Below are 24,050 nucleotides of genomic sequence, written 5' to 3'. Positions count from 1 at the left end.
CATATATAGGGGGCTGTTCATGATGAGACTTTTTGGTACGGACGGCGTACGCGGTGAGGCCAATACGGAGCTGACACCGGAGCTTGCCTATTATCTTGGGCGTGCAGCGACGCTTTATTTCGGTGAGAAGTCGGATGTGCGTCCGCGCATTCTGATCGGGCGCGATACACGCATCTCGGGCGAGATGTTCGAGGCGGCTCTGACATCGGGCATTTGCTCGGCGGGAGGGATTGCCCTTCTCGCAGGGGTTGTGCCGACTCCTGCGGTCGCCTATCTCACGCGCGAGCACAAGATGCAGGCGGGCATTGTGATCTCTGCCTCGCACAATCCGTTTCATGACAACGGGATCAAGTTCTTCGGCGGGGACGGCTACAAGCTGCCGGATGCGGTGGAGGATGAGCTGGAGACACTCGTGCGCCGCCTTCAGACGAATGACGATGCGGCGCGTCCGACGGGACGAGACATCGGCGTTGTGGAGTACCGCGACGATCTTCTGAATCAGTACATCGACTATGTGGCGGGGACGTGTTCGGAGCGTTTCGACGGGATGAAGATCGTACTGGACTGTGCGAACGGTGCGGCGTACGAGGCGATGCCGAAGGTGCTGCGCCGTCTCGGGGCGGAGGTCAAGGTCATCCATGCGCTCCCGAACGGGGTGAACATCAACGACGGGTGCGGCTCGACACATCTGGACTCGCTGCGCCGTACGGTGTTGGAGTGCCATGCGGATCTCGGCATTGCACATGACGGGGATGCGGATCGCTGCCTTTGTCTTGATGAAAAGGGCGAACTGATCGACGGCGACCACATTCTCGTCGCGTGTGCGGCGGAGATGATTCGTGCGGGTCGTTTGCCGCACAAGACGGTCGTGACGACGGTGATGGCAAACATCGGCTTCCACAAGGCGATTGCAGCGCTTGGCGGGCGCGTCGATGTGACGGCGGTCGGCGACCGCTATGTGCTTGAGTCCATGCGCAAGAACGGCTATACGATCGGCGGCGAGCAGTCGGGGCATATCATCTTTGCTGCGCACGCAACGACGGGCGACGGGCTCATCACGGCGCTGCAGGTGCTTGCGGCACTCCGCCGCAGCGGGAAGAAGGCATCGGAGCTGAACGCAATGATGACGACGTATCCGCAGCTTCTCGTCAATGTGCGCGTCAAGACGAAGGCGGGCTGGGAGGAAAATACCGCCATCCGCGCCGCGATTGCGGAGGGGGAGCGTATTCTCGGCAGCGAGGGGCGCGTGCTCGTGCGTCCCTCCGGCACGGAGCCGCTCATCCGCGTGATGGCGGAGGGCAGCGATCAAACGCAGCTGGAAGAGGTCTGCGGTGCGATCGTTGAGGTTGTAAAGCGGGAGCAGGGTGAGGCATAATGTCACATCTCTCCGCCGTGCTGCTCGTGCTCCTCGCAGGGACGGCATGGGCGGCGAGCGGAACGGCGGCACAGCATTTCTACACGCAGTCCGTTCACATCCCAATTGAGCTGACGCAGGTACGCCTTTTTCTCTCAAGCGGGCTGTTTTTCCTGCTTGCATGGTGGAGCGGGGGGCTTCGGCGCGGTGTGCGTTCCTTACGCCGGAATCCGCGCCTCCTCGGACAACTCGTACTGCACGGTATTCTCGGCATTATGATCGTGCAGTTTTCATACTTCATGGGGATTGCGGAGGGGGATGCGGCGGCAACGACGGTCATCTGCTATACAAGCCCCGCGATGATGACGCTCTACCTTGCCGTGCGCTATCAGCGGCTGCCGTCACGGGCGGAAGCAGGGACGATTGTCGCTGCGGTGGCGGGGGTGTTCCTCCTCGTTACGGGCGGCGATCTCGGACGGCTCTCCGTGCCGATGTCCTGCATTGTGTGGAGTCTGATCTCGGGGGCGACGTTCGTCTTTGCGATGATCTACCCCGTTCATCTCCTGCGCCTCTTTGACCGCTTCTTTCTGCTTGCCGTATGTATGCTGTTCGGGGGCATTTCACTCCTGCCTGTGACGCAGGTGATTGCGGAGGTCGGGACGTTCTTTACACCGACGACGTGGCTTGATCTTCTTATCATCATCGGACTTGGGACAATTGTCGCGTTTTTTGCGTTCAATGCGGGGCTGCGTTGGCTGAGCCCCGAGGAAACGGCGATTACGGCGACGGTCGAGCCGGTCGCGAGCGTTGTCTTTGCGTGGCTCGTTTTCGATACACATTTTGTTGCGATGCAGATGGTTGGGGTCGCACTCGTCATTGCGGCAATTTTGACGCCGAATGTATTGCGGAAATGTGGACATACATGAAGATTCTGCTTTGACGAACGGACGCGCCGCACGGTGGATGATTCATTTGGGGGAGGTTTGTTTTTGCAGGAGACGACGGAGATCATTGAACTGAGGGATATGTACGAGGCGGCTGCCATCCTTGGGGAGCGTGATATGCTGCTCCAATGTATGCAGGAGGTGTTTTCCTGCTGTATGGTGAGCCGTGGAACGGCTCTTTCCGTGACGGGTGCGGAGGCGGATGTCAGCGATGTGCGTACACTGGTGCGGGAACTTCTCTTTTATCAGCGGCAGGGGGCAAAGCTGACGACGCATGAGGTGCGCTACGGTGCACAGCTCGTGCGTGCGGGGCGGACGGAGGAGCTGCACGCGCTCTTTGCCGAGGTGCTGCTCGTGACGGCAAAGGGGAAGGAGGTGCGTGCCAAGACACTCGGTCAGCGTGACTACCTCGCAAAGATTCGGCGCAATGCCGTGACGCTTGGCGTAGGACCTGCAGGGACAGGAAAGACCTACCTCGCGGTTGTGATGGCAGTCGCGGCGCTCCGCAGTCGTGAGGTAAGCCGCATCATTCTGACACGTCCCGCTGTCGAGGCGGGCGAGCATCTGGGCTTTCTGCCCGGAGATCTCACGGAGAAGATCAATCCCTATCTGCGCCCGCTCTACGATGCCCTGCAGGACATCCTCGGCGCGGAGGGCTACCAGAAGATGATGAGCCGACAGCTCATCGAGGTGGCTCCGCTTGCCTATATCCGAGGGCGCACACTGGAAGATGCGTTCATCATTCTCGATGAGGCACAGAACACGACGGGAGCGCAGATGAAGATGTTCCTCACGCGTCTCGGCTTCGGCTCGCGCATGGTGGTGACGGGAGATCTCGAACAGGTGGATCTCCCGCGCGGCACGGTGTCGGGACTGAAGCAGGCGTGTCAGATCCTGCGCGGTGTGAAGGGCGTGGGTATTGTGCGGCTCGAACCCGTCGACATCATCCGCCACGAGGTCGTGACGCGCATTGTCGAGGCATACGGTACGTGGGAGAAGAAGCGGGGGCACGCACATGGAGATTGAGATTCGGACGGAGCCGGAGACGCTGGCGGTGTCCGAAGAGGAAATGGCGGCAGTGCGCCGTGCGATTTTGACGGTCGGGCGGCTTTACGATGCGGAGAAAACGGAGGTCAGTGTGACGCTCACGGATGACGCACATATTCATGTGCTCAACCGCGCGTACCGCAGCGTCGACCGCCCGACGGACGTGCTCTCCTTTGCCCTCACGGAGAGCGAGGAACCAGAGATTGTCGGAGGCAGGGGGGATGAGGTGCTCGGCGACCTCGTCATATCGCTTGAGCGCGTGGCGGCGCAGGCGGACGAATACGGACACAGCCCGCTGCGCGAACTCTCCTTCCTCACCGTCCATGGGATGCTGCACCTCCTTGGCTATGACCATATGGAGGAGGCGGATCGACGGGAGATGGAGGAGGAGCAGCGCATAGTGATGGGGGAACTGGGGATTTCGCGATGAATGCACATAAATCCGGATTCGTTGCCGTGATCGGGCGGCCGAATGTCGGCAAATCCACATTGATTAATGCGCTCATCGGGCAAAAGATCGCCATTATGAGCGACAAGCCGCAGACGACGCGCAGCCGTATCCTCTGCATTTTGACGGAGGAAGATGCGCAGATCATCCTGCTCGATACACCGGGCGTGCATAGGCCGAAGCACAAGCTCGGCGACTATATGGCAAAGGCGGCGGAGGGGGCGCTGCACGGTGTCGATGTCGTCGTCTTTGTCGTGGATGCGACGGAGAAGATGGGGGCGGGCGAGCAATACATTTTGAAACAGCTCGCAAACATCCGTGTACCCGTCCTGCTCGCCGTGAACAAGGTGGACTGCATTCCGCGTCAGCAGGTGCTGCCGATCCTCGCGCATTATGCGAAGGCGTATGACTTTGCGGGGATCGTCCCGATCTCGGCGCGCGACGGGGAAAATCTGGACGGGCTTCTCGCGGAGATCAAGACACATCTGCCCGCAGGACCGCAGTACTATCCCCCTGACATGGTGACGGATCAGCCCGAGCGGCTCATTGTCGCCGAACTCGTGCGCGAGAAGGTGCTCGAACTGACGCGGGATGAGATCCCCCATGCCGTCGCCGTTGACATCGAGGAGATGACGACGCGCCCCAAGGAGGATGTCTACATCCGCGCTGTAATCTATGTGGAACGCGAGTCGCAGAAGGGCATTGTGATCGGCGCACGCGGTGCGCTCCTCAGAAGCATTGGGGAGCGTGCGCGGGCGGATGTGGAGACGCTGCTCGGCGCAAAGGTCTATCTCGACCTCTGGGTCAAGACGCGCAGGGACTGGCGCAATCGGGCAAACGCCCTGAGAGAGTTCGGGTTTGACGGAGATGAATGAGGAGGGGGACGTGCCGTGACGCTGCGGATGAATAAAATTTATCGGCGTACGATGAAAGAAGTATCGCGCAGCTTTGTCAACGGGCTGCTCGTTCTCGTGCCTGTTATCATCACCCTGCTTGTCATCGAGTGGACGCTGCGCTTTACCGAGGGGGTTCTCGGTCAGTATCTCCCGTTTTATTTCCCGGGGATGGGCATTATCACGCTCGTTCTGGTGATCTATGTTGTCGGCTGGGCATCGACGAATTGGGCTCTTGCGCGGATCATTTCGTTTGGTGAATATCTGATCGGGACGATCCCGTTCGTGAAGTTTATCTACACAAGTGTCAAACGCCTCTCGGAGGCGGTGCTCGACTCAAGCAGCAACTTCAAGCGTGTTGTTCATGTACCCTATCAGGGCGGGCGGGCGCTCGGCTTTGTCATGGCGGATCTGCCGCCGCGCTTTCAGGCGGCGATGGGCGGCGGCTATGTCTGCGTCTTTGTGCCGTGGAGTCTCAACATGACCTCGGGGACGACCATCCTTGTCAAGGAGGAGGATGCGGTGACCATCGACATTCCGAAGGAGGAGGCGCTCCAGTATATGCTGACGGCGGGCGCGGTCATGCCGCTCGCCGAGGTGAAAAAAAAGGCGGCAAAGAACCGCTCCAAGGAGGTATTTCCCGATCCTGCCAAGGCGACGGAGGCGTAGATGGCGCTCTATGGGGCGGAGGGCATCGTGCTCGGCGCACGCAGCTGGGGCGAGGCGGACAAGGTCATGACAATCTTTACGCGTGAACACGGGATTGTGCGCGCTGCTGCGTTCGGCTGCCGTCGCCCGCGAAGCCCGTTGGCGGGGGCTATGCAGATGTTTGTCCATGCCGATTTGCAGTTTGCCGAAGGCGGGCGGCTCGAAACCGTCAAAACGGCGAGCGTGCGCGCCCATCATGCAAAGCTCTCACTCGATCTCACGGCGCTCGCCTATGCAACGTTCGCTGCGGAGGTCATTCGTGAGTTTATGCCCGAGGGCGTTGCAGATGCGGCGTTCTTTGATCGGCTTGCGGCAATCCTGACGGCATTCGAGACGCGCAACCCGCGTGTGACGGCTCTTGCCGCCGTCCTCCAGACACTCGCGGCGGCGGGGTTGCGGCAGAGCTATGAGCACTGTCTGCACTGCGGCAGACAGATTACGGGCAACGCGTTCTTTCTCGCCCGCGAGGGCGGCGTGCTCTGTGCAGACTGCCGTACGGCGGAGGCGGCAGAGTTTCCCGCCGAACTGCGTGCGCTGCTCGTCGCATTGGAGCAGCTCGATTGGGATCATCCGCCCACCCTGCAGCTGCGCGGCGGTATACTGATGAGGGCGGAGTCCATCGTGCTTGCACATGTGCAGGAACTGGTCGGCCATCCCCTGCGTTCACTCTCCTTTTTATCCCAACTGGAATAGTTTTTGTGAAAGATTTAGCATACGATGAAAAAATAGTCCTAAAAAAAAAGGAAAAGTGATGATGACGGCGAAAATATAACAGGTAGTCATATGCGCGTAAGTTTTTGCTGCATGAAGAACAGGGAACGGAGGGAAAGTCTGTCATGATCATGCTGACGAAGTTCAACTCCAAGACGAACAAAAAAGGAGAGTTTGTCCTCAACGCCGAGATCATCGAGAGCATTGAGGAGACGCCGGACACGGTGGTAACGCTTACAAACGGGAAGAAGCTGATCGTCGAGGAGCCGATGGAGGAGATCGTGCGCCGCACGATTAAGTATCGACGTGCACTTCATCAAAATTAGTTGGCGAAATTCCATTCCTTTGGTATAATGGAGAGAACGGTGTTCCTCTACATGGCAAGGGAGTGCCTGTGTGTGGAGCCGCTGCGGCTTCGTGGTCATTTTTAGGGAGGGAATAAACTCATGGCGGAGGAAAAGGAAGAGCAGGGGACGGAGCAGCCAAAGCAGAAATCGCCCATGCTCATGATGATCGTCGTCGTTGTTGTGGCGGTTCTTGTCGCAGTGGCGGCAGCCGGCGGCATCTCGTACTACATCTTCTCGCAGACGGAGACATCGTCACATGCCGACGATGGCGGCGGGAGCAAGGCGAATCACGACCCCGGGGTGTTCTACAAGCTCGGCGACCCGAAGGAAGGCGTTCTCGTCAACGTCGGCGGCGGCCGGGCAGGCAAGTTCCTGAAGGCGGGCATCGTCCTTGAACTGAACCCGGGCAAGTCGGATAATGTCGTGGACGGCAAGGTTGCCTCGGTCGCGGAGACGAAGATTCTCGACACAACGATGCAGTTCCTGCGCGCAGCGCCACTCGAAGAGTTTGACGCCTCCAAGCAGGATGAACTCAAGAAGCAGCTGAAGGATGCACTCAATGAGCGTCTGGGTCAGGGCTCCGTTTATGATGTTTACATCACGAGCTTCCTGCTGCAGTAAGTAAGATGAATCACTGCACAATGGGAAGGGGGAAGAGTCTTGGCTGAGGACGTACTGTCTCAATCCGAAATAGATAAGCTCCTCTCGGCTCTTTCAGATGGCTCGGTTTCCGCCGAGGAAGTCAAGGCAGAAGAAGAGGGACGCAAGGTCAAGGTCTATGACTTCAAGCGGCCGGACAGGTTCTCAAAGGATCAGATTCGAACGCTCTTCATGCTGCATGAGAGTTTCTCGCGTCTCCTGAACACCTATCTTTCGGCAAGTTTGCGCACGATGGTCGAGATCGAGGTGGTATCGGTCGAGCAGATGACCTATCAGGAGTTTGTTCAGTCGATGGTGAATCCTGCGGTCATTGGTATCCTTGCGCTGCCGCCGCTGAAGGGGAATATCATCGTCGAGGTCGGTACGGATGTGGCATTTTCCTACATCGACCGCGTCTTTGGAGGAGAAGGGAAATCCGGCATCAAATCGCGTGCGCTGACGGATATTGAAACGGCGGTGATGCGCCGTTTCATTGATACCGTGACGAATTATTTCAGGGAAGCATGGAGCAACGTGGTGGAGTTCCGCCCAAACTTCGAATCAATGGAAACAAATCCGCAGTTTGCGCAGATTGTTCCGCCCAGCGACATGGTCGTGCTTGTTACCATCCACATCAAGATGGGCGAAGTGGACGGTATGATGAACATCTGTATTCCCTATCTGGTTCTTGAACCTGTTATGTCGAAACTCACGACATCGTTCTGGGTGGCGTCCTCTGTGGATAAGGAGAGTTCGCCCGAACAGGTGGCGGAGCTTCAGCGCAAAATCGAGCGTACGAAGGTGTCGTTCTCCGTGGAACTCGGTTCGGTCGACATCACGGTCAACGAGTTCCTTACCCTCGGGTTTGGCGATGTACTCCAACTCGATACCATGACGAAGGATGAGCTTGTCTGTTACGTTGGTTCCAATGCAAAGTTCCGTGCGCGTCCGGGAACATCCGGAAAACGTATGGCTGTGCAAATATCCGGCATTATAGAAGGAGATGACGACGCGAATGAGTGATGATATGATCTCGCAGGAGGAGATTGATGCCCTCCTGAGCGGTGGGGCGGCAAGCGATTCGCCTGCGGAAGAACCCGCAGCCGATTCGTCTCCTTCCGGTAGTGTTTCCGGTATTACCGATCTGGAGCGCGACGCGCTCGGTGAGATCGGCAATATTTCGATGGGCGGCGCCGCAACGACGCTGTCCGTCCTCCTTGGGCGAAAGGTGTCGATCACGACACCGACGGTTTCGGTGTCGAATTTGCGTGTGCTCAAGGAAAAGTATCCCCTGCCCTTCCTCGTCGTCGAGGTGGGCTACAGTATCGGCATTGAGGGGAACAATGTTCTCTGTATCCAGGCAAAGGATGCTGCGATCATTGCCGATCTGATGATGGGCAATGACGGCACGAATCCGGATCAGGAACTGAGCGAACTGCATATGAGCGCGGTCAGCGAGTGCATGAACCAGATGATGGGCAGCGTCGCGACCTCGCTTTCCTCGATGTTCAGCAAAAAAGTGGACATTACTCCTCCTGTGGTCACGCTGGTTGACCTCGGGACAGAGGAAGTTGTTTCCAAGCTGCTCGACAAGGTTGACCCGATCATCCAGGCATCCTTCCGCATGGAGGTGGATGGTCTGATCGACAGTGAGATCATGCAGCTCCTGCCGGTGGATGTCGCGAAGGACATGGTCGATGCGCTGATGAATCAGCAGAACGATGTCGACAACGAGGAAGAGGCTATTGCAGCTGCTGCCGCTCCGCCCCCGCCGCCTGCCGCCGCACCTGCGCCGGCACCGGCTCCTGCGATGCCCGCAGCCGCCGCAGCGCCTGCAAACTATGGATATGGAGCACCGCCTATGCAGCCACACGTGGCATCGAATGTACCGGTACAGTCGGCACAGTTTACACCGCTGAGTACCGCGCCGGTACAGGTAAATGATGCGAATATCGGTCTTATTCTCGATGTGCCTCTCCAGGTCAATGTGGAGCTTGGTCGGACGAAGAAGTCGATCAAGGATATCCTCGATCTGACGAAGGGATCCATTGTGGAGTTGGATAAACTCGCCGGTGAGCCCGTGGATATTATGGTCAACGGGAAATATCTGGCAAAGGGCGAAGTCGTTGTCATTGATGAGAACTTTGGCGTTCGCATCACGGAAATCGTCAGCCCGTTGGAGCGTGCAGCGCGTCTCCAATAACGGAAGGCATATGGAAGTTTTGGGAGTCGTTGTAGAAAATCCTTGTCACAGAGGGCAGATTTCGTTATAATGAATAACGAAAAAAAGCACATACTCTATGTGTGTGTTTGATGTCCCTTTTGGATAAGGATATTCTGTCGGATTAAGGAGAGATGAGAAAATGGCAACTCGCGTTCTGGTCGTAGATGATGCAGCTTTTATGCGAATGATGGTGAAGGACATCCTGTCGAAGAACGGTTATGAAATCGTCGGCGAGGCTGAGAATGGCATGAAAGCTCTGGAGAAGTATCAGGAGCTGAAGCCCGATCTCGTAACGATGGATATCACGATGCCGGAGATGGACGGCATCACCGCAGTCAAGGAGATCAAGAAGGTCGATCCCGCTGCAAAGGTTGTTATGTGCAGCGCGATGGGGCAGCAGGCAATGGTTATCGAAGCGATTCAGGCAGGCGCGCGTGACTTTATCGTGAAGCCGTTCCAGGCGGATCGCGTGCTGGAGGCCATTCGCAAAGCCGTCGGCTGATGAACGGACGGATCTTTTCACTGTCCCTGCTGCTCGGATGCTTCCTTCTTTTGTTGTGCATGGGAGATGTATCTGCCGCAGGTGAGACGGGCGGCGGATATTTAGCCGGATATCAAGAGGCTGACCCGCGCCCGTCGGCCGTGTCATGGTGGTCGACGGTCGCCTATGTGGTCAGCCTTTTTGCTGTCTTTGCATTTGTGGTCGTGCTGGCGTACGTCGTTGCACGTGCCTTTGGCAAGAATTCCATGCAGAGGCTTGCGGCACGCGGGGGACAGGTCTATCTGCAGCTGCCGCTCGGTCCGAACCGTTCGGTCTGCGTGGTGGAGCTTTTTGGTCGTGTGCTTGTGCTCGGGGTGACGGATGCGAATGTCCGACTGATTACGGAGATTGATGATCCGGAGACACTGGAGGAGATTCGCAGTGCCGCTCCGATGGAGGCCGGCGTGTTCCGGGAACAGTTCGGCTCTCTGTCAGATTTTGTTCAGAAAATACCGCCGCTGTTCCGAAAGTGATGGCGGCGGAGAGAAATGGGGGGACGGGAGTGGAGCGCAAAATGCTTGTTTTGGGGAGTGCGGCGCTCCTCCTGCTCTTGGGGATGGGTCATGCGGGGGCAGCTCCGCTCATTCCGACGGTCAGTCTTGACGTAGGGACATCGGAGAATCCGCAGCAGGTCGCAACGAGTATGCAGCTCCTGGCGGTGCTGACGATTGTTTCTCTGGCTCCTGCGATTCTTGTCATGACGACATCCTTTGTGCGGATTGTCGTCGTCATCGGTTTTTTGCGGAATGCACTTTCGACACAGAATGTGCCGCCGAATCAGGTCGTCATTGCACTTTCTCTTTTCTTGTCGTTCTACATTATGGCACCCTACTGGGGGCAGGCGAATGAGAACGGCATACAGCCCTACCTTGCGGGACAGATCTCTCAGGAGCAGGCGTTGGAGCGTGTTGTTGACCCTATGCGTGAGTTCATGTTCCGCCAGACGCGGGAGGCGGATCTCGCGCTCTTTGTCAATCTCTCGGAAGCACCGCGTCCCGACGGCCCGGAGGATGTGTCAACGTTTACCCTCATCCCGGCGTTTATCATCAGTGAACTAAAGACGGCGTTTCAGATCGGCTTCATGATCTATATCCCGTTCATTGTCATTGATATGATCGTCGCGAGCACCCTCATGTCCATGGGTATGATGATGCTGCCGCCGGTCATGATCTCGCTGCCGTTTAAGATTCTCCTGTTCGTCATGGTCGATGGGTGGCATCTCCTGATCCAGTCGCTCATCATGAGTTTCCGGTAGCAGGGAGGCGGAGCGATGTCCGGAGATGTGGTCATCCAGCTTGCCCAGGAAGCACTTATGATTGTGCTTCTGGTGTCTGCTCCCATGCTGGGACTTGGACTGATTGTAGGACTTCTGGTGGCTGTTTTTCAGGCTACCACGTCGATTCAGGAGCAGACCCTTGCGTTCATTCCGAAGATTATTGCAGTCTTTGTTGCCATTCTGATCTTTGGTCCGTGGATGCTGCGCATTATGGTCGAATATGTGACCAATGTGTTTGTCAATCTTCCGCTGTATCTGCGCTGAAAGGGGTTCGGCGCATGGATTTGTATGAACTCCTGCAAGGGCATATCGCCGTGTTTCTGCTCGCGCTCACGCGCATCAGCGGAATCTTTCTTGTGTCCCCGTTTTTCGGCAGTATGAACATTCCCTCGTATTTTCGCGTGGGTCTGGCTCTTGCGATGACCGTTGTGCTCTTTCCTGCGATTGATGTGACCGGGACACCCGCAGCACCTGAGACGATTATCATGTTCGCCGCCGCTGCGGTCGGTGAACTCTTTATCGGCTGGCTGATCGGCTTCGTGGCGTACATCTCCTTTGCTGCCATTACGATGGCGGGAAAGGTTATGGATATGCAGGTGGGATTTGCCATCGTCAATGTTGTCGATCCGACTTCCGGTCAGCAGATACCGCTCATCGGAAGTTTTCTTTATAATTTGGCGATCATTGTCCTGCTCGTCACCAATGGGCACCATATGATCATTGCCGCTCTTGTGGAGAGCTTTCGTGCCGTTCCGCCGGCAGGGCTTGAGCCGAATATCTCGATGGCGCTTCTCATTGCGAATTTCACAAACGGCATTTTTTTGACGGGGATGAAGATCGCCATGCCGATCACCTTTGCTCTGCTGCTGACAAATGTGGGGCTGGGGATTCTTGCACGGACGATGCCGCAGATGAACATCTTTGTCGTCGGCATCCCCATGCAGCTGATGATCGGCATCACGGTGCTGTCGATGGTGATTCCGTTCTATGTCCTGTTTTTGGATGTGCTCTTTCATGAAATGTATGGAAATATATCGCTTGCGATCCGCGCCCTCCAATAGAGCGCCGTTCGTCTTTGACCTCCAGCGTTTCGCGGGCGGGGAAAAGACGGAAGAACCGACGGCGAAAAAACGTGCCGACGCACGCAAGAAGGGGCAGGTCGGACGCAGTCAGGAGATCAACAGTGCGTTCGTTCTGCTGGTTGGATTCTTTGGGCTGAAACTGCTGTGGGACTCGATCTACTTTTCCATCGCGTCCTATGCGACGTATGTCTTCAGCAATCTGAATCAGACGATTGATACGGAGAACATTCTCCGCATCTTTATCGGTATTGTCATTGTGCTTGCAAAGACCGCGTTTCCCATCATGATCTTCATTATGCTGATCGGACTTGCGGTCAACTTCTTCCAAGTGGGGCTGAACTTCAATACGGAGTCCATTGAGTTCAAACTGGACAAGCTGAATCCGATCAACGGATTCGGGCGCATTTTTTCAAAACGTGCGCTTGTGGAGCTGGTGAAGTCCTTCTTCAAAATACTTGTCATTGGGTTCTTTCTCTATCGGTTTATTCACGAACAGATTCTTGCGATGCCGCAGTTCATGTTCTTTGACCTCACAACAAGCCTGACGCTCGTAGCGGAGATCATCTTTCAGATGGCGTTTATCGTCATCGGTGTCATTATGATTATGGCATTTATGGATTACGGATACCAGAAATGGCAGACGACGCAGGATCTCAAGATGACCAAGCAGGAAGTCAAGGATGAAATGAAGCAGACGGAGGGCGACCCGCAGATCAAGGGCAAGATTCGCCAGAAACAGCGGCAGATGGCAATGGCGCGCATGATGAAGGAAGTCCCCAAGGCGGATGTCATCATCACGAACCCGACCCACTACGCTATCGCGCTTGCCTATGAGCAGGGAATGATTGCGCCGACGGTCATCGCCAAGGGGCAGGATCTTGTCGCACAGCGCATCAAGGAGATCGGGCGTGAGGCGCGTGTGCCGATCGTTGAGAACAAGCCGCTTGCGCGGACGCTGTATGCCGCCGTTGAGATCGGCGGCAGCGTGCCGCAGGAACTCTATCAGGCGGTCGCCGAGGTGCTCGCCTATGTCTATCGCTTGAAGCATGGGCGGCGCGGTGCGTGATGTCCGCACGCCATTTTATCCGGATGCTTCAAAAAATTTCAGTCCATGACGAAAGTCTTATTTAATATTTGACGTACCTGCATTATTTGATATAATATTTAGGAGAGCGAAAAATGTTCGTGCTCCGAGGGGAACGAGGGAGTGAGCGTATGGCAGCACCGCAGACAAGCAGTGTAAATCCTCTTGCATCCGGCAATCTCATACAACGGTACAGTGACGTGTTGATCGCCGTTGCCATCGTGACAATCGTCATTATGATGATTATCCCGTTGCCGACGATCGTGCTTGATATATTGATCTGCCTGAATATTACGATTGCACTGCTCGTTGTGATGTCGGCGATCTACAATGTGGAGGCTCTGGATCTGTCGGTCTTTCCTTCACTGCTGCTCATAACGACGCTGTTCCGGCTTGCGCTGAACATTTCATCGACGCGCCTTATCCTCCTCAACGGCTACGCCGGTGAGGTTATTACTGCGTTCGGCAACTTTGTTGTCGGTGGTAATGCGGTGGTCGGATTCATCGTGTTCGTGATCCTTGTTATTGTCAACTTCATTGTTATCACGAAGGGCTCGGAGCGTGTGGCGGAGGTTTCGGCTCGATTTACCCTCGACGCGATGCCCGGCAAGCAGATGGCGATTGATGCGGATCTCAATCAGGGGGCGATCACGGATGCGGAGGCAAAGCGCCGCCGCGAGAAGGTGCAGCGAGAGTCGGACTTCTTTGGCGCAATGGACGGTGCTTCGAAGTTTGTCAAGGGCGATGCGATTGCCGCGATTGTCATTATGATCATCAACATTGGCGGCGGCTTTGTCATCGGTATGTTACAGCGCGATATGGATGCGTCGCAGGCACTTCAGACCTATACCCTTCTGACGGTCGGCGAGGGACTTGTGGCGCAGATCCCTGCGCTCCTCATCTCGACGGCGACGGGCATTATCGTCACGCGTTCGGCGGCGGAGGGGAATCTCGGCGGCGATCTCGTGAAGCAGCTCTTCCGCAACGCCCGCATCTTTATGATCCTCACGGGAGTTCTGCTCTTCCTCGCCGTCATGCCGGGACTGCCGGGCGTTCCGTTCACGGTGCTCGCCGTGATCTGCGGGCTCATCGCATGGAATCTTCGGCGTGGTCAGGTGGTGGAGCAGGAGGTGCAGCAGGTCGAACAGAAGGCGAAGGCGAAAAAGGAAGCGACGACACCCGAGAATATCGTGTCACTCCTGCAGGTTGACCCGATGGAACTCGAAATCGGATACAGTCTGATCCCCCTTGTCGATACGGGGCAGGGCGGCGATCTGCTCGACCGCATCGTGATGATCCGTCGGCAATGCGCCTTGGAACTCGGTCTGGTCGTGCCGACCATTCGTATCCGCGATAACATCCAGATCAAGCCGAATGCGTATATCATCAAGCTCAAGGGCATTGAGATCGCACGCGGTGAGCTGATGCTCGATCACTACCTTGCAATGAATTCGGGGACGGTGTTTGAGGAAGTTCCGGGGATCGAGACGACAGAGCCGGCATTTGGGCTGCCCGCGCTCTGGATTTCGGAGAACGAGCGCGAGCAGGCGGAGCTGAACGGCTATACGGTTGTCGATGCCGTGTCCGTCCTTGCAACCCATCTTACGGAGATCATCAAACAGCACGCCGATGAGATTCTCGGCCGTCAGGAAACGCAGAACCTGCTCGACAATCTGCGCAAGACCAACGGCGCTCTGGTGGACGAAGTGGTTCCGAATCTCCTCAGTGTGGGCGAGGTACAGAAGGTACTTGCGAATCTCCTGCACGAACGCATTTCCATCCGCGATATGAGTACGATCCTTGAGGTGCTTGCCGACTACGCCACGGCGACGAAGGATACGGACATCCTGACGGAGTATGTGCGTCATGCAATGGCACGCCACATTACGCAGCAGAATGTCCAAAATGGTGTTCTGCCGTGCATTACGCTCGATCCCGCAATTGAGAACAAGATTGCGGGCGGTGTGCAGCGGACGGAGCACGGCTCCTACGTCAGCCTCGATCCGGATTCGATGCAGAAACTGCTGCTGGCATTGCAGGAGGAACTGAAGAAGCTGACCGATCAGGGCTATCAGCCCATTGTGCTCACGAGCCCGACGGTACGTCCCTATTTCCGCAATTTGGTCGAACGGTCCATTGCAGGGATTATCGTCCTTTCACACGCGGAAATCGAACAAAATGTTGAAATTCAAATCCTCGGGGTGGTGAGAATCTAAGTGCAGGTGCGAACGGTGCGTGCGTCCTCGGTGAAGGAAGCCATGGAACAGATCAAGGATGAGCTCGGCAGTGATGCCGTGCTGCTTCATACAAAGAAATATCGGGAGGGCGGAGTCCTCGGCGGTGCTGAGATGATCGAGGTGACGGCTGCCGTGGATGAAACACAGGCGCGTGTGCCTCATGCACCGTCGGCATATGTACCACCGGCTGCGCCGATCCTCCCGTCCAATGTACTCAATCAATATCGCATGAACGAACAGGTACCGTATGATACGGCGATGCCGGCACGGAGTGCTATGCCCGCGTATGACAGCTATGCCGGCGAGCCTCCTGCCTATTCGGCGCATGAGATGCCGGCGTATGCGGCGGATGGGTATGTGCCGACCGCTCCGTCCGTTCCCCCGCAGACGGCAGCGATTCCACCCGTCCCCCCGTCTGCGCCGCAGGTGCAGGAAACGCCCGCCGCATCCCTGTATGCATCTGAGCCTGTGTCTCCTGTGGTGCAGGGATTGGACGAGCCGGTGGAAGATGTGCCGACGGATGGTTCGGCAGAGCGTATACGCCTCCTTGAGGATGAGCTGGCGCAGATGAAGACGATGCTTGCCTCCATGATGGCAGCCAATCAGCCGAAGGAGATCGTTTCCATACAGGACACGCTGCGGCGGCAGGATGTTCGTGCGGAACTCTGCGAGGATCTTGCGAGCAAAGTTCCGGTCGCGGATGTGAATCTCGACAGTCTTGACCCGCGTGCAGCGAGCGTCCTCTCCGGCTACCTCGCACAGGTGATGAAATTCACCGACGGACTGCACGTCGGCGCACATGGCTCGCGTGTGGTTGCCTTTATCGGAACGACAGGGGTTGGCAAGACCACAACACTTGCCAAGGTGGCGGCGCATTTCGTTCTCGAACAGAACCTCAAGGGGGCTCTCATCACTGCAGATACCTATCGTATTTCGGCGGTGGAACAGCTGAAAAAATATGCGGAGATCCTCGGGCTTCCCGTTGAGGTCGTTTACTCTGCCGCCGATCTCAGAAAGGCGATTGCGCGCCACAGGAGCAAGGATTTCATTCTTGTGGATACGGCGGGGCGCAGTCAGTACAACGAGTTCCAGATGGACGAGCTCAAGGAACTGCTTGCCGCACATCCGCGCATGGAGAAACACCTTGTCGTCAGTGCCACCACAAAGGAAGAGGATGTGGGGGAGATTATGGCGCGGTTCTCTGCGTGCAAGCCCGACCGCATCATCTTTACCAAGACGGATGAAACACGAACGGTCGGCATGGTGGTCAACCTTCTCGCGGGCGGGTCGCTGCCGCTTTCCTTCCTCTCCAACGGACAGAGCGTACCGGATGACATCATCCCTGCGACGGCGGAGCGGTTGGCAGAGCTGCTATTGAGGAAATGATATGACAGATCAGGCAACGCGGCTGCGTCAGATGGTCGGGTCTGAGAGCGCGGCACCACCGATCACACCCGCACAGGCGGAGGCTTGGACGAATGTCCGCGTCATCGCAATCACGAGCGGCAAAGGAGGCGTTGGAAAGACGAACCTCGCCGTCAATCTCGCGCTTGCACTGCAAAAACGAGGGCGGCGGGTGCTTATCATTGATGCCGATCTCGGCATGGCGAACGTCGATATTCTGCTCGGTGCAGCCTCCCGCAAGCATCTGCTTGACCTTCTGCGTCCGGAGGTCAAGCTGGACGATGTCATCGCCCAAACCCCGCACGGGATACAGTATATCTCTGGCGGATCCGGTATTGAGAAGGCACTCGAATACGATCATGCGGAAAAACTGCTCCTGCAGCAGAAGCTCGCCGATTGTGCGGCGCGTGCCGATTTGATCCTCGTGGATACAGGTGCGGGACTTGGACGCAATGTCATGGACTTTATTCTCGCAGCAGATGAGGTGCTCCTCGTGACGACACCGGAGCCGACCTCGCTCACCGATGCCTATGCCGTGATGAAGGCATACAGCATCTATGCCGCACAGAAGAATCTGCGCCTCATCATCAATCGGGTCTATGAGGTGAAGGAAAGTCATGAGGTGGCACAGAAACTCCGGCGCGCTGCCGACAAGTTCCTGCATATGCCGGTGGACTGCCTTGGCTATGTGTTCGAGGATACAGCAGTGACCAAGGCGGTGCGCAGACAGATGCCGCTTCTTCGGGCAGAGCCGGGGGCGGCTGCGGCACGGTGCATTGATGCGTTGGCGGAATCTCTGCTCACGGGCGGGGAAATGAACGTCAAACGTGGCTGGAAAGGTTTTTTACAGCAAATTTTCAAGTTTTGAGCATTACCAAGGAGGATATTTCAGATGGCGGGCGAATTGGTACAGGCAAGGAGTGTTTTAGCGATCGGGCAGAGGCTGGAAATATTCTTTGAAAACAACGAGGAGGGAACCTCCGGCTATACGAGCCGTGTGGAGGATATTATCAAGGACGAACTCGTTGTCGCTATGCCGCTTGATGAACGACGCGTTCCGGTCATCCCGCGCGTCGGAGAGAACCTCTATGTACTTGCCGGCGGAGAAGGCTGTCATTTTCGCTTTTTCAGCGTACATCGCAGTCACGGTATGCACGAAGGTCGGATTCCCGTGCTGCACATCTCCATTCCGGAGGTTGCGGAGCGTTTCCAAAAGCGCGGGCTCTTTCGCATCAAGGTGAATCTCACCGCGACGGTACGCCTCGTTGACAACGAAGGGAAGATCGATGCCCCCAAGCGGACTCCTGTCGTGGATCTGAGCGGAAGCGGTCTCGCCTTTGCGTGGCCGAAGAAGGTGGCGCTGGATTCGGACGCAGCACTTGAGATCAATGACATTCCGGGGATTGGAACAATCGAGCTGATGACACGTGTCATGCGCTGCACGCGTGTCGAGCGTGAGGGCAGTCCGACGATCTATCACATCGGCGTTCAGTTTCAGGCAATTTCGCGCAGCATGAGGGATAAGATCATCCGCTATCTGTTCCAGGTGCAGCGTGCCCAGGTGGAGCGCGTGAAACATGACTGAGCCAAGGAAAACTGCATTAGCCTCAGGCGGCAGGGGATCGCCCCGCTCGCGGCTTGTCGTTATCGGTTCCTCAACCGGGGGGCCGCAGGCACTGCAAACCGTTATTACGGGGCTCTCCGAGCACTTTCCTTGCCCGGTCGTCATTGTCCAGCATATGCCGGCAGGCTTTACCAACGCCCTCGCCACGCGTCTGCACAACATCGCCAAGGTGGATGTGCGTGAGGCAAAGGATGGTGAACTGCTTGCGCCCGGCTGCGTCTACATAGCACCGGGAAATTATCATTTGCGGATTCTGAATGAAGCAGGTGTACGCCGCATTGCCCTCAGCAATGAACCGCCCGTTGGCAATCACCGTCCTGCCGTCAATGTGATGTACGATTCCGTCGCGCATCTGGGAAAGGATGTCGTCGCCGTGATTCTCACGGGGATGGGCAGTGACGGACGTGAAGGAATGCGCAAAATCAAGGAAAATGGCGGCTACTGCATTGCGCAGGATGAAGCGACCTGTGTCGTCTACGGAATGCCAAAGTCCGTGATCGACGCAGGGCTGGCCGATGAGATATGCCCATTGTCGCAGATCGCAGATGCGATTGAGGCGGCTGTGAGAAGATAGGAAATAGGGGGAATATCAATGGATAACCAGTATATGGACATGTTCCTGGATGAGTCGCATGAGCATTTGCAGTCACTCAACGAGGGGCTTCTGCGCCTTGAGGAGAACATGGAGGAGATCAGCGCCGTCAACGACATCTTCCGCAATGCACACACCCTCAAGGGCATGTCGGCAACCATGGGATTTGCCAAGATCGCCGAACTCACACATGAGATGGAGGACGTTCTGGATCTCGTCCGCAAAGAGCAGATCAAGCTCAATGAGGACATCATGGATACACTGTTCAAATGTCTGGATTCATTGGAACAGATGGTGGACAGTGTCGGCAACGGCGAGGCGGAAGATGTTGTCGATGTTTCGGATCTTGTCGCAAAGCTCAGTTCCATCTCCAAGGGAACTCCTGCACCTGCGGCAGCGGGAGCTACTCCTGCTCCTGCAGCAGCTCCCGCCGCTGCCCCTGCCGCTGAAGGATCGAGCCTTGATCTTGATGACATTGATCTCGATGTCATGAAAAAGGCAAAAGAAGCCGGCATGAATCTGTTCCATATCAAGGTTACCTTGATGGAGACCTGTGTCCTCAAGGCGGCGCGTTCGGTCATGGTCATGAATGCGCTCGATGAGATTGGCGATGTCATCAAGAGTATCCCTCCCGCTGAAGATCTTGAGCAGGAGAAGTTTGAGCGCAGCTTTGATGTACTTATCGCCACGTCCGGCGATGCCGAGGCGGTACAGAATGCCGTGGATACGGTCTCCGAGATCGAAGATATCGCCGTACAGGCGGTTGATCCCGACAAGGTCGGCAAGGAGGCTGCTCCCGCTGCTGCGGCAGCTCCCGCAGCAGCTGCACCTGCGGCAAAGGCGGAACCCGCACACAAGAAAGAGGCGGCAAAGTCGGCTCCTGCGAAAAAGCAGCACCAGAGCCAGAGCGTCCGCGTGGACATCGAAAAACTCGATACGCTCATGAACCTCATGGGCGAGCTTGTCATCAACAAGGTGCGTCTGGAGCAGATCGGTCAGACGCATCGCATGAGCGACCTCATGGAGACACTGGAGCAGATGGATCGTGTGACGGGCGATCTGCAGAACATCGTTATGAAGGTGCGCATGGTTCCGGTCAGTGCCGTGTTCAACCGCTTCCCACGCATGGTACGCGATGTGTCGAAGGAACTCGGCAAGGACATCAACCTCACGATCGAGGGCGAGGAGACCGAGCTCGACCGTACCGTTATCGACGAGATCGGCGATCCGATCATGCACCTGCTGCGCAACTCGCTCGATCACGGTGTTGAAAGCCCCGACAAGCGCGAAGCAAAGGGCAAGCCACGCGTGGGCGAGGTCGGACTCATCGCACGTCACGAGGGCAACAATGTCGTCATTATGATCACAGATGACGGCGCGGGGATCGACGCAGATAAGATTCGCCGCAAGGCGGTTGAAAAGGGCATGATTTCGCAGGACGAGGCAGATCGTCTTGACGATGCGGATGCCGTGCGCCTGATCTTCCTTCCCGGTTTCTCGACGGCGGAGAAGATCACGGACATCTCCGGCCGCGGCGTCGGTATGGACGTTGTGCGCAGCAAGATCGAGGCGCTTTCGGGACACGTCGATGTCGAGACACATATCGACGAGGGCTCTATTTTCAAGATCAAGCTGCCGCTTACGCTTGCCATCATTCAGGCGATGCTCGTGCAGGTGCAGGACGAGATGTACGCTATTCCACTCGGCTCCATTGACAGCACGATCAACATTGAACCAACCGATATTCAGACTGTCCAGAACAAGGAAGTCATCGTCCTGCGCGGAGAGATCATCCCGATCATCCGCATGGAGGAGGCGCTTCAGGTTCCTCACACGAAGGACTCCGACGAGCTCTTCGTCGTCGTTGTTCATGCGGGCGAAGCGAAGGCGGGCATTGTCGTCGACAATCTGATCGGACAGCAGGAAATCGTTATCAAGACACTCGGCAATCTCTTCGCCGGGCTCAAACTCTTTGGCGGGGCAACTGTGCTTGGCGACGGCAAGGTTGCACTGATTCTTGACGTAGCGACGATGTTGCAGCAGTAAAAGGGGAGGGCAAAGAAGATGGCAGATGATATGAATCAGGGAAATGTGCCGCAGAACTCGCAGTATGTGGCATTCAATCTTCGCGATGAGGAATACGGTGTCAGCATTTTGAACGTGCAGGAAATCCGCAATCTCACGGACATCACACGCGTCCCGTTTGCGGCAGACTTTATCAAGGGCGTCATCAATCTGCGGGGCTCGGTGCTTCCCGTCATTGATCTCAAGAAACGTCTTGGGCTTGCAGAGACGCCGTATACGGATCGCACGCGTATTGTCACGGTTTCCGTTGAAGACGTTCACGTTGGAATGCTGGTCGATGCCGTGACCGAGGTGCTGAGCCTTGAAAATGCGCCCGTCGATACGAAGAAGGCGACGAATGCCCGCGAGAGCAGCAAGTTCCTCAGCGGCATCGGCAACATCAACGGCAGACTCATTGTCCTTCTCAATCTGGAGGAGATCGTCGGACTGCCGAAAGAGGCAAAATAAGGTGCAGATGGTTTTTGCTTCGTCGCACTGGGATATGAGGTAGGGTCTATGACCGAAGATGAGAATCTGACTGAGCTGTCAGAACTGCAGATGGACGTGCTCAAGGAGATCGGAAATGTCGGCGCAGGAAACTCCGCAACGGCACTTTCCCGTCTCATTCAGCGCCGCATCGAGATGAATGTGCCGCATGTGGCACTTGTTCCAATCGAGGATGTACCTGAATTTGTCGGTGGACCGGAGCTGGTGGTCGTCGGTATTTTTCTGCGCGTCTATGGCAAGGCTCCGAGCAACATCCTCTTTCTCATTCCGCGTGAAAGCGCTTTTGCACTCGTAGACACACTCCTTGGACGCGAACGCGGAGCAACGGATGAACTGGATGCCATGGATGAATCTGCTCTGATGGAAATCGGCAATATTCTTGCCGGTTCCTATTTGAATGCGTTTTACACATTCACGGGCATGAGTATGCTTCCCTCCATTCCGGCACTTGCCGTGGATATGGCGGGTGCCATCCTCAACGTCGTTTTGGTTCAGCTTGGTGAGATGGGGGATCATGCGCTCCTCATCGAAACGAATTTTGTCGCGGAGGATCGGAGCATCAACGGACATTTCTTCCTCGTCCCGGATCCCGGTTCTCTCAGCAGCATCATGAATGCGGTAGGAGTTGGATGATATGCCGGATTTGATAAAAGTCGGTATGGCCGACTACAAAGTCGGCACAGCTCCGTCCACACTCATCAGCTATGGACTGGGTTCGTGTATCGGACTTTCACTCTATGACCCCAAAGCTCAGGTGGGGGGGCTTCTTCACTATATGCTGCCGGACAGCAAACAGGCACGCCCCTCGGATACACCGGCGAAGTTTATTGACACGGGATTTCCGCTGATGCTTGCAGATGTTCTGCGGCTTGGTGCGCTCAAATCCAGACTTGTGGCAAAGATCGCGGGCGGAGCGCAGATGTTTGCGTTCTCCAACACGACAAGTGTCATGCGCGTGGGGGAACGCAATGCACAGGCGGCAAAGAACTGCTCGCCCAGCACGGCATCCGCCTCATCGCAGAGGACACGGGTCTCAACTACGGGCGCACGGTTTCGATTGATCTCAATAACGGCGTTTATACCGTAAAAACGGTCAGCAAGGGAGATAAAACAATATAGAGAGGGGGAGGAAAATGTTCAAACTCGGTATGTCCCTTGTGTTTTCCGTGGTTGCCGCACTCGTCGTATTTCTTACGGGGATGCTTAGTGACGCACGTGTGGGAACGGCATTTCTACGCAGCTGTATCGCATTTTTGTGTGCGGGAGCATTCACATATCTCGTTGTCTTTATCCTGGATGCAAAGGGGTGGACTGCCTTTGATACCGGACTCGATGAGCGGATGCGGGATATGCAGGCACAGCTTTATGCCCCCGACGATATTGATTTTGACGCAGTGGAGACGGGAGACCATGCGGCGGAGGAATTTGCTGCACCGACGAATTTTCAGCCCCTATCGGAGGACTCCTTTATCCATATGAGATCGCCGGAGGGAGAACAGACCCCCGCTGCGGTCTGAGCGCGAGGAAATGAGAGGAGATGGGTGCGATGGCGACACAGCCGGCGGAGGACATTGATGCTCTGTGGCGTGCATACGAGATGGAAAAAACCGTAGACGTACGCAACCGTATCGCCGAGCACTATCTTCCGCTCGTCCGCCTCATTGCAGGACGCATTGCGATCAGCCTGCCGCAGCATGTTGACCGCGAGGATCTCCTGAGCAGCGGTTTTTTTGGACTGCTCGATGCGATTGAGCGCTATGAACTGACACGCGGCAATAAATTCGAAACCTATGCAGGAGTGCGTGTACGCGGTGCGATGCTAGATCATCTGCGTGCGAAGGACTGGATTCCTGTCAGCGTACGTCAGAATATTAAAAAATACGAGAAAGTGGTTGCGCGCCTTGAGGGGGAACTTGGGCGTACTGCGACGGATGAAGAACTCGCCGCAGCATTGGATCTGTCGATCGAGGGGCTCCACCATCTGGAAGGACAGGTCAGTGCGGCGACCATCATTCCATTGGAAGAATATCTGCGTACGGATGCCCCCGTATCCATGGAGGACGGTCCGGTTGAGCACGCAGAATGGACGGAGGTCAAGGAGACCCTTGCGGCTGCAATTGAAAAACTGCCCGAAAAGGAGCGCACAGTTGTCGCGCTCTACTACTATGACGAAATGACACTCAAGGAGATCGCTGCGATTCTGCATCTTTCGGAGGCGCGCATTTCTCAGCTCCACACGAAGGCAATTTTCCGTATGCGCGGCTCCCTTTCGCGCATGAATGAGGAATAAAGGAATCGCTGAATTTATCAGTGCTTCCTAAGAA

Annotated in this window: 27 protein-coding genes and 1 pseudogene; all 28 read left to right on the top strand. The window is 56.3% G+C overall.

The genetic code is table 11. The features are described 5' to 3' along the window. The first annotated feature begins 19 nt into the window (after positions 1–19). The 28 genes and pseudogenes from glmM (at position 20) to QU667_RS08560 (ending at position 24,016) form a co-directional block, all read left to right on the top strand. The gene (gene glmM, locus QU667_RS08695) at positions 20–1,375 is read left to right on the top strand and encodes a phosphoglucosamine mutase (protein ID WP_304986803.1); all 1,356 of its coding nucleotides are present in this window, start codon (positions 20–22) and stop codon (positions 1,373–1,375) included. Further along, complete coding sequence (locus QU667_RS08690; RefSeq protein WP_304986802.1) at positions 1,375–2,280, top strand: DMT family transporter; 906 nt, start codon at positions 1,375–1,377, stop codon at positions 2,278–2,280. The genes glmM and QU667_RS08690 overlap by 1 nt, the downstream gene beginning before the upstream one ends. A gap of 63 nt (positions 2,281–2,343) precedes the next feature. Beyond that, positions 2,344–3,324: a PhoH family protein gene (locus tag QU667_RS08685; RefSeq protein WP_304986801.1), complete on the top strand. Its 981-nt coding sequence runs from the start codon at positions 2,344–2,346 to the stop codon at positions 3,322–3,324. Then, entirely contained in the window at positions 3,314–3,775 is a 462-nt protein-coding gene (ybeY, locus tag QU667_RS08680; RefSeq protein WP_304986800.1) for an rRNA maturation RNase YbeY, read from the top strand. The genes QU667_RS08685 and ybeY overlap by 11 nt, the downstream gene beginning before the upstream one ends. Next, on the top strand, positions 3,772–4,668 hold the full coding sequence (gene era, locus QU667_RS08675; protein WP_304986799.1) for a GTPase Era: 897 nt from the start codon (positions 3,772–3,774) through the stop codon (positions 4,666–4,668). The genes ybeY and era overlap by 4 nt, the downstream gene beginning before the upstream one ends. A 27-nt stretch (positions 4,669–4,695) precedes the next feature. Continuing rightward, entirely contained in the window at positions 4,696–5,355 is a 660-nt protein-coding gene (locus tag QU667_RS08670; RefSeq protein ID WP_304986797.1) for a DUF502 domain-containing protein, read from the top strand. Further along, a complete protein-coding gene (gene recO / locus QU667_RS08665; protein WP_304986796.1) occupies positions 5,356–6,087 on the top strand; it encodes a DNA repair protein RecO in 732 nt (243 codons plus the stop codon). It abuts the gene before it with no gap. 143 nt (positions 6,088–6,230) lie between these two features. Then, positions 6,231–6,431: a flagellar FlbD family protein gene (locus QU667_RS08660; RefSeq protein ID WP_009438920.1), complete on the top strand. Its 201-nt coding sequence runs from the start codon at positions 6,231–6,233 to the stop codon at positions 6,429–6,431. A gap of 120 nt (positions 6,432–6,551) precedes the next feature. Beyond that, positions 6,552–7,073 carry a flagellar basal body-associated FliL family protein gene (locus tag QU667_RS08655; protein ID WP_304986795.1) on the top strand — a complete coding sequence of 174 codons (522 nt, stop codon included), beginning with the start codon at positions 6,552–6,554 and terminating at the stop codon, positions 7,071–7,073. Between the two features lie 39 nt (positions 7,074–7,112). Continuing rightward, positions 7,113–8,114: a flagellar motor switch protein FliM gene (gene fliM, locus QU667_RS08650; protein ID WP_304986794.1), complete on the top strand. Its 1,002-nt coding sequence runs from the start codon at positions 7,113–7,115 to the stop codon at positions 8,112–8,114. Beyond that, positions 8,107–9,294, top strand: a complete 1,188-nt coding sequence (gene fliY, locus QU667_RS08645) for a flagellar motor switch phosphatase FliY (protein WP_304986793.1) — start codon at positions 8,107–8,109, stop codon at positions 9,292–9,294. The genes fliM and fliY overlap by 8 nt, the downstream gene beginning before the upstream one ends. Before the next feature lie 160 nt (positions 9,295–9,454). Next, positions 9,455–9,817 (top strand): response regulator, encoded by a 363-nt coding sequence (locus QU667_RS08640; RefSeq protein ID WP_006692844.1) that lies wholly within the window; start codon positions 9,455–9,457, stop codon positions 9,815–9,817. Continuing rightward, positions 9,817–10,329: a FliO/MopB family protein gene (locus tag QU667_RS08635; RefSeq protein ID WP_304986791.1), complete on the top strand. Its 513-nt coding sequence runs from the start codon at positions 9,817–9,819 to the stop codon at positions 10,327–10,329. The genes QU667_RS08640 and QU667_RS08635 overlap by 1 nt, the downstream gene beginning before the upstream one ends. A 29-nt stretch (positions 10,330–10,358) precedes the next feature. After that, entirely contained in the window at positions 10,359–11,111 is a 753-nt protein-coding gene (fliP, locus tag QU667_RS08630; protein ID WP_304986790.1) for a flagellar type III secretion system pore protein FliP, read from the top strand. A 15-nt stretch (positions 11,112–11,126) separates the two neighbouring features. Then, entirely contained in the window at positions 11,127–11,396 is a 270-nt protein-coding gene (gene fliQ, locus QU667_RS08625; RefSeq protein ID WP_304986789.1) for a flagellar biosynthesis protein FliQ, read from the top strand. Between the two features lie 14 nt (positions 11,397–11,410). Further along, positions 11,411–12,193, top strand: coding sequence for a flagellar biosynthetic protein FliR (gene fliR, locus QU667_RS08620; protein ID WP_304986788.1), 783 nt, complete (start codon positions 11,411–11,413; stop codon positions 12,191–12,193). Further along, on the top strand, positions 12,156–13,280 hold the full coding sequence (gene flhB / locus QU667_RS08615; protein ID WP_304988440.1) for a flagellar biosynthesis protein FlhB: 1,125 nt from the start codon (positions 12,156–12,158) through the stop codon (positions 13,278–13,280). Before fliR ends, flhB begins: the two co-directional genes overlap by 38 nt. A 149-nt stretch (positions 13,281–13,429) precedes the next feature. Then, on the top strand, positions 13,430–15,514 hold the full coding sequence (flhA, locus tag QU667_RS08610; RefSeq protein WP_304986787.1) for a flagellar biosynthesis protein FlhA: 2,085 nt from the start codon (positions 13,430–13,432) through the stop codon (positions 15,512–15,514). After that, complete coding sequence (flhF, locus tag QU667_RS08605) at positions 15,515–16,921, top strand: flagellar biosynthesis GTPase FlhF (RefSeq protein WP_304986786.1); 1,407 nt, start codon at positions 15,515–15,517, stop codon at positions 16,919–16,921. It abuts the gene before it with no gap. A 1-nt stretch (position 16,922) separates the two neighbouring features. Continuing rightward, on the top strand, positions 16,923–17,807 hold the full coding sequence (locus QU667_RS08600) for a MinD/ParA family protein (RefSeq protein WP_304986785.1): 885 nt from the start codon (positions 16,923–16,925) through the stop codon (positions 17,805–17,807). A gap of 24 nt (positions 17,808–17,831) precedes the next feature. After that, positions 17,832–18,524, top strand: a complete 693-nt coding sequence (locus QU667_RS08595) for a flagellar brake protein (protein WP_304986784.1) — start codon at positions 17,832–17,834, stop codon at positions 18,522–18,524. Further along, entirely contained in the window at positions 18,517–19,137 is a 621-nt protein-coding gene (locus QU667_RS08590; RefSeq protein ID WP_304986783.1) for a CheB methylesterase domain-containing protein, read from the top strand. Before QU667_RS08595 ends, QU667_RS08590 begins: the two co-directional genes overlap by 8 nt. An 18-nt stretch (positions 19,138–19,155) precedes the next feature. Then, the gene (locus QU667_RS08585) at positions 19,156–21,201 is read left to right on the top strand and encodes a chemotaxis protein CheA (RefSeq protein WP_304986782.1); all 2,046 of its coding nucleotides are present in this window, start codon (positions 19,156–19,158) and stop codon (positions 21,199–21,201) included. An 18-nt stretch (positions 21,202–21,219) separates the two neighbouring features. Then, positions 21,220–21,687, top strand: coding sequence for a chemotaxis protein CheW (locus QU667_RS08580; protein ID WP_304986781.1), 468 nt, complete (start codon positions 21,220–21,222; stop codon positions 21,685–21,687). 48 nt (positions 21,688–21,735) lie between these two features. Further along, on the top strand, positions 21,736–22,359 hold the full coding sequence (locus QU667_RS08575) for a chemotaxis protein CheC (protein WP_304986780.1): 624 nt from the start codon (positions 21,736–21,738) through the stop codon (positions 22,357–22,359). 1 nt (position 22,360) lies between these two features. Further along, a pseudogene (locus tag QU667_RS08570) lies at positions 22,361–22,845 on the top strand (chemotaxis protein CheD). A gap of 14 nt (positions 22,846–22,859) precedes the next feature. Continuing rightward, positions 22,860–23,243: a hypothetical protein gene (locus QU667_RS08565; protein ID WP_304986779.1), complete on the top strand. Its 384-nt coding sequence runs from the start codon at positions 22,860–22,862 to the stop codon at positions 23,241–23,243. A gap of 20 nt (positions 23,244–23,263) precedes the next feature. After that, positions 23,264–24,016: a FliA/WhiG family RNA polymerase sigma factor gene (locus QU667_RS08560; RefSeq protein ID WP_425541885.1), complete on the top strand. Its 753-nt coding sequence runs from the start codon at positions 23,264–23,266 to the stop codon at positions 24,014–24,016. Positions 24,017–24,050: the final 34 nt, after the last annotated feature.

Source organism: Selenomonas dianae, from assembly GCF_030644225.1.
Lineage (GTDB): Bacteria > Bacillota > Negativicutes > Selenomonadales > Selenomonadaceae > Centipeda > Centipeda dianae.
This window is presented reverse-complemented; position numbering and strand designations above follow the sequence as displayed.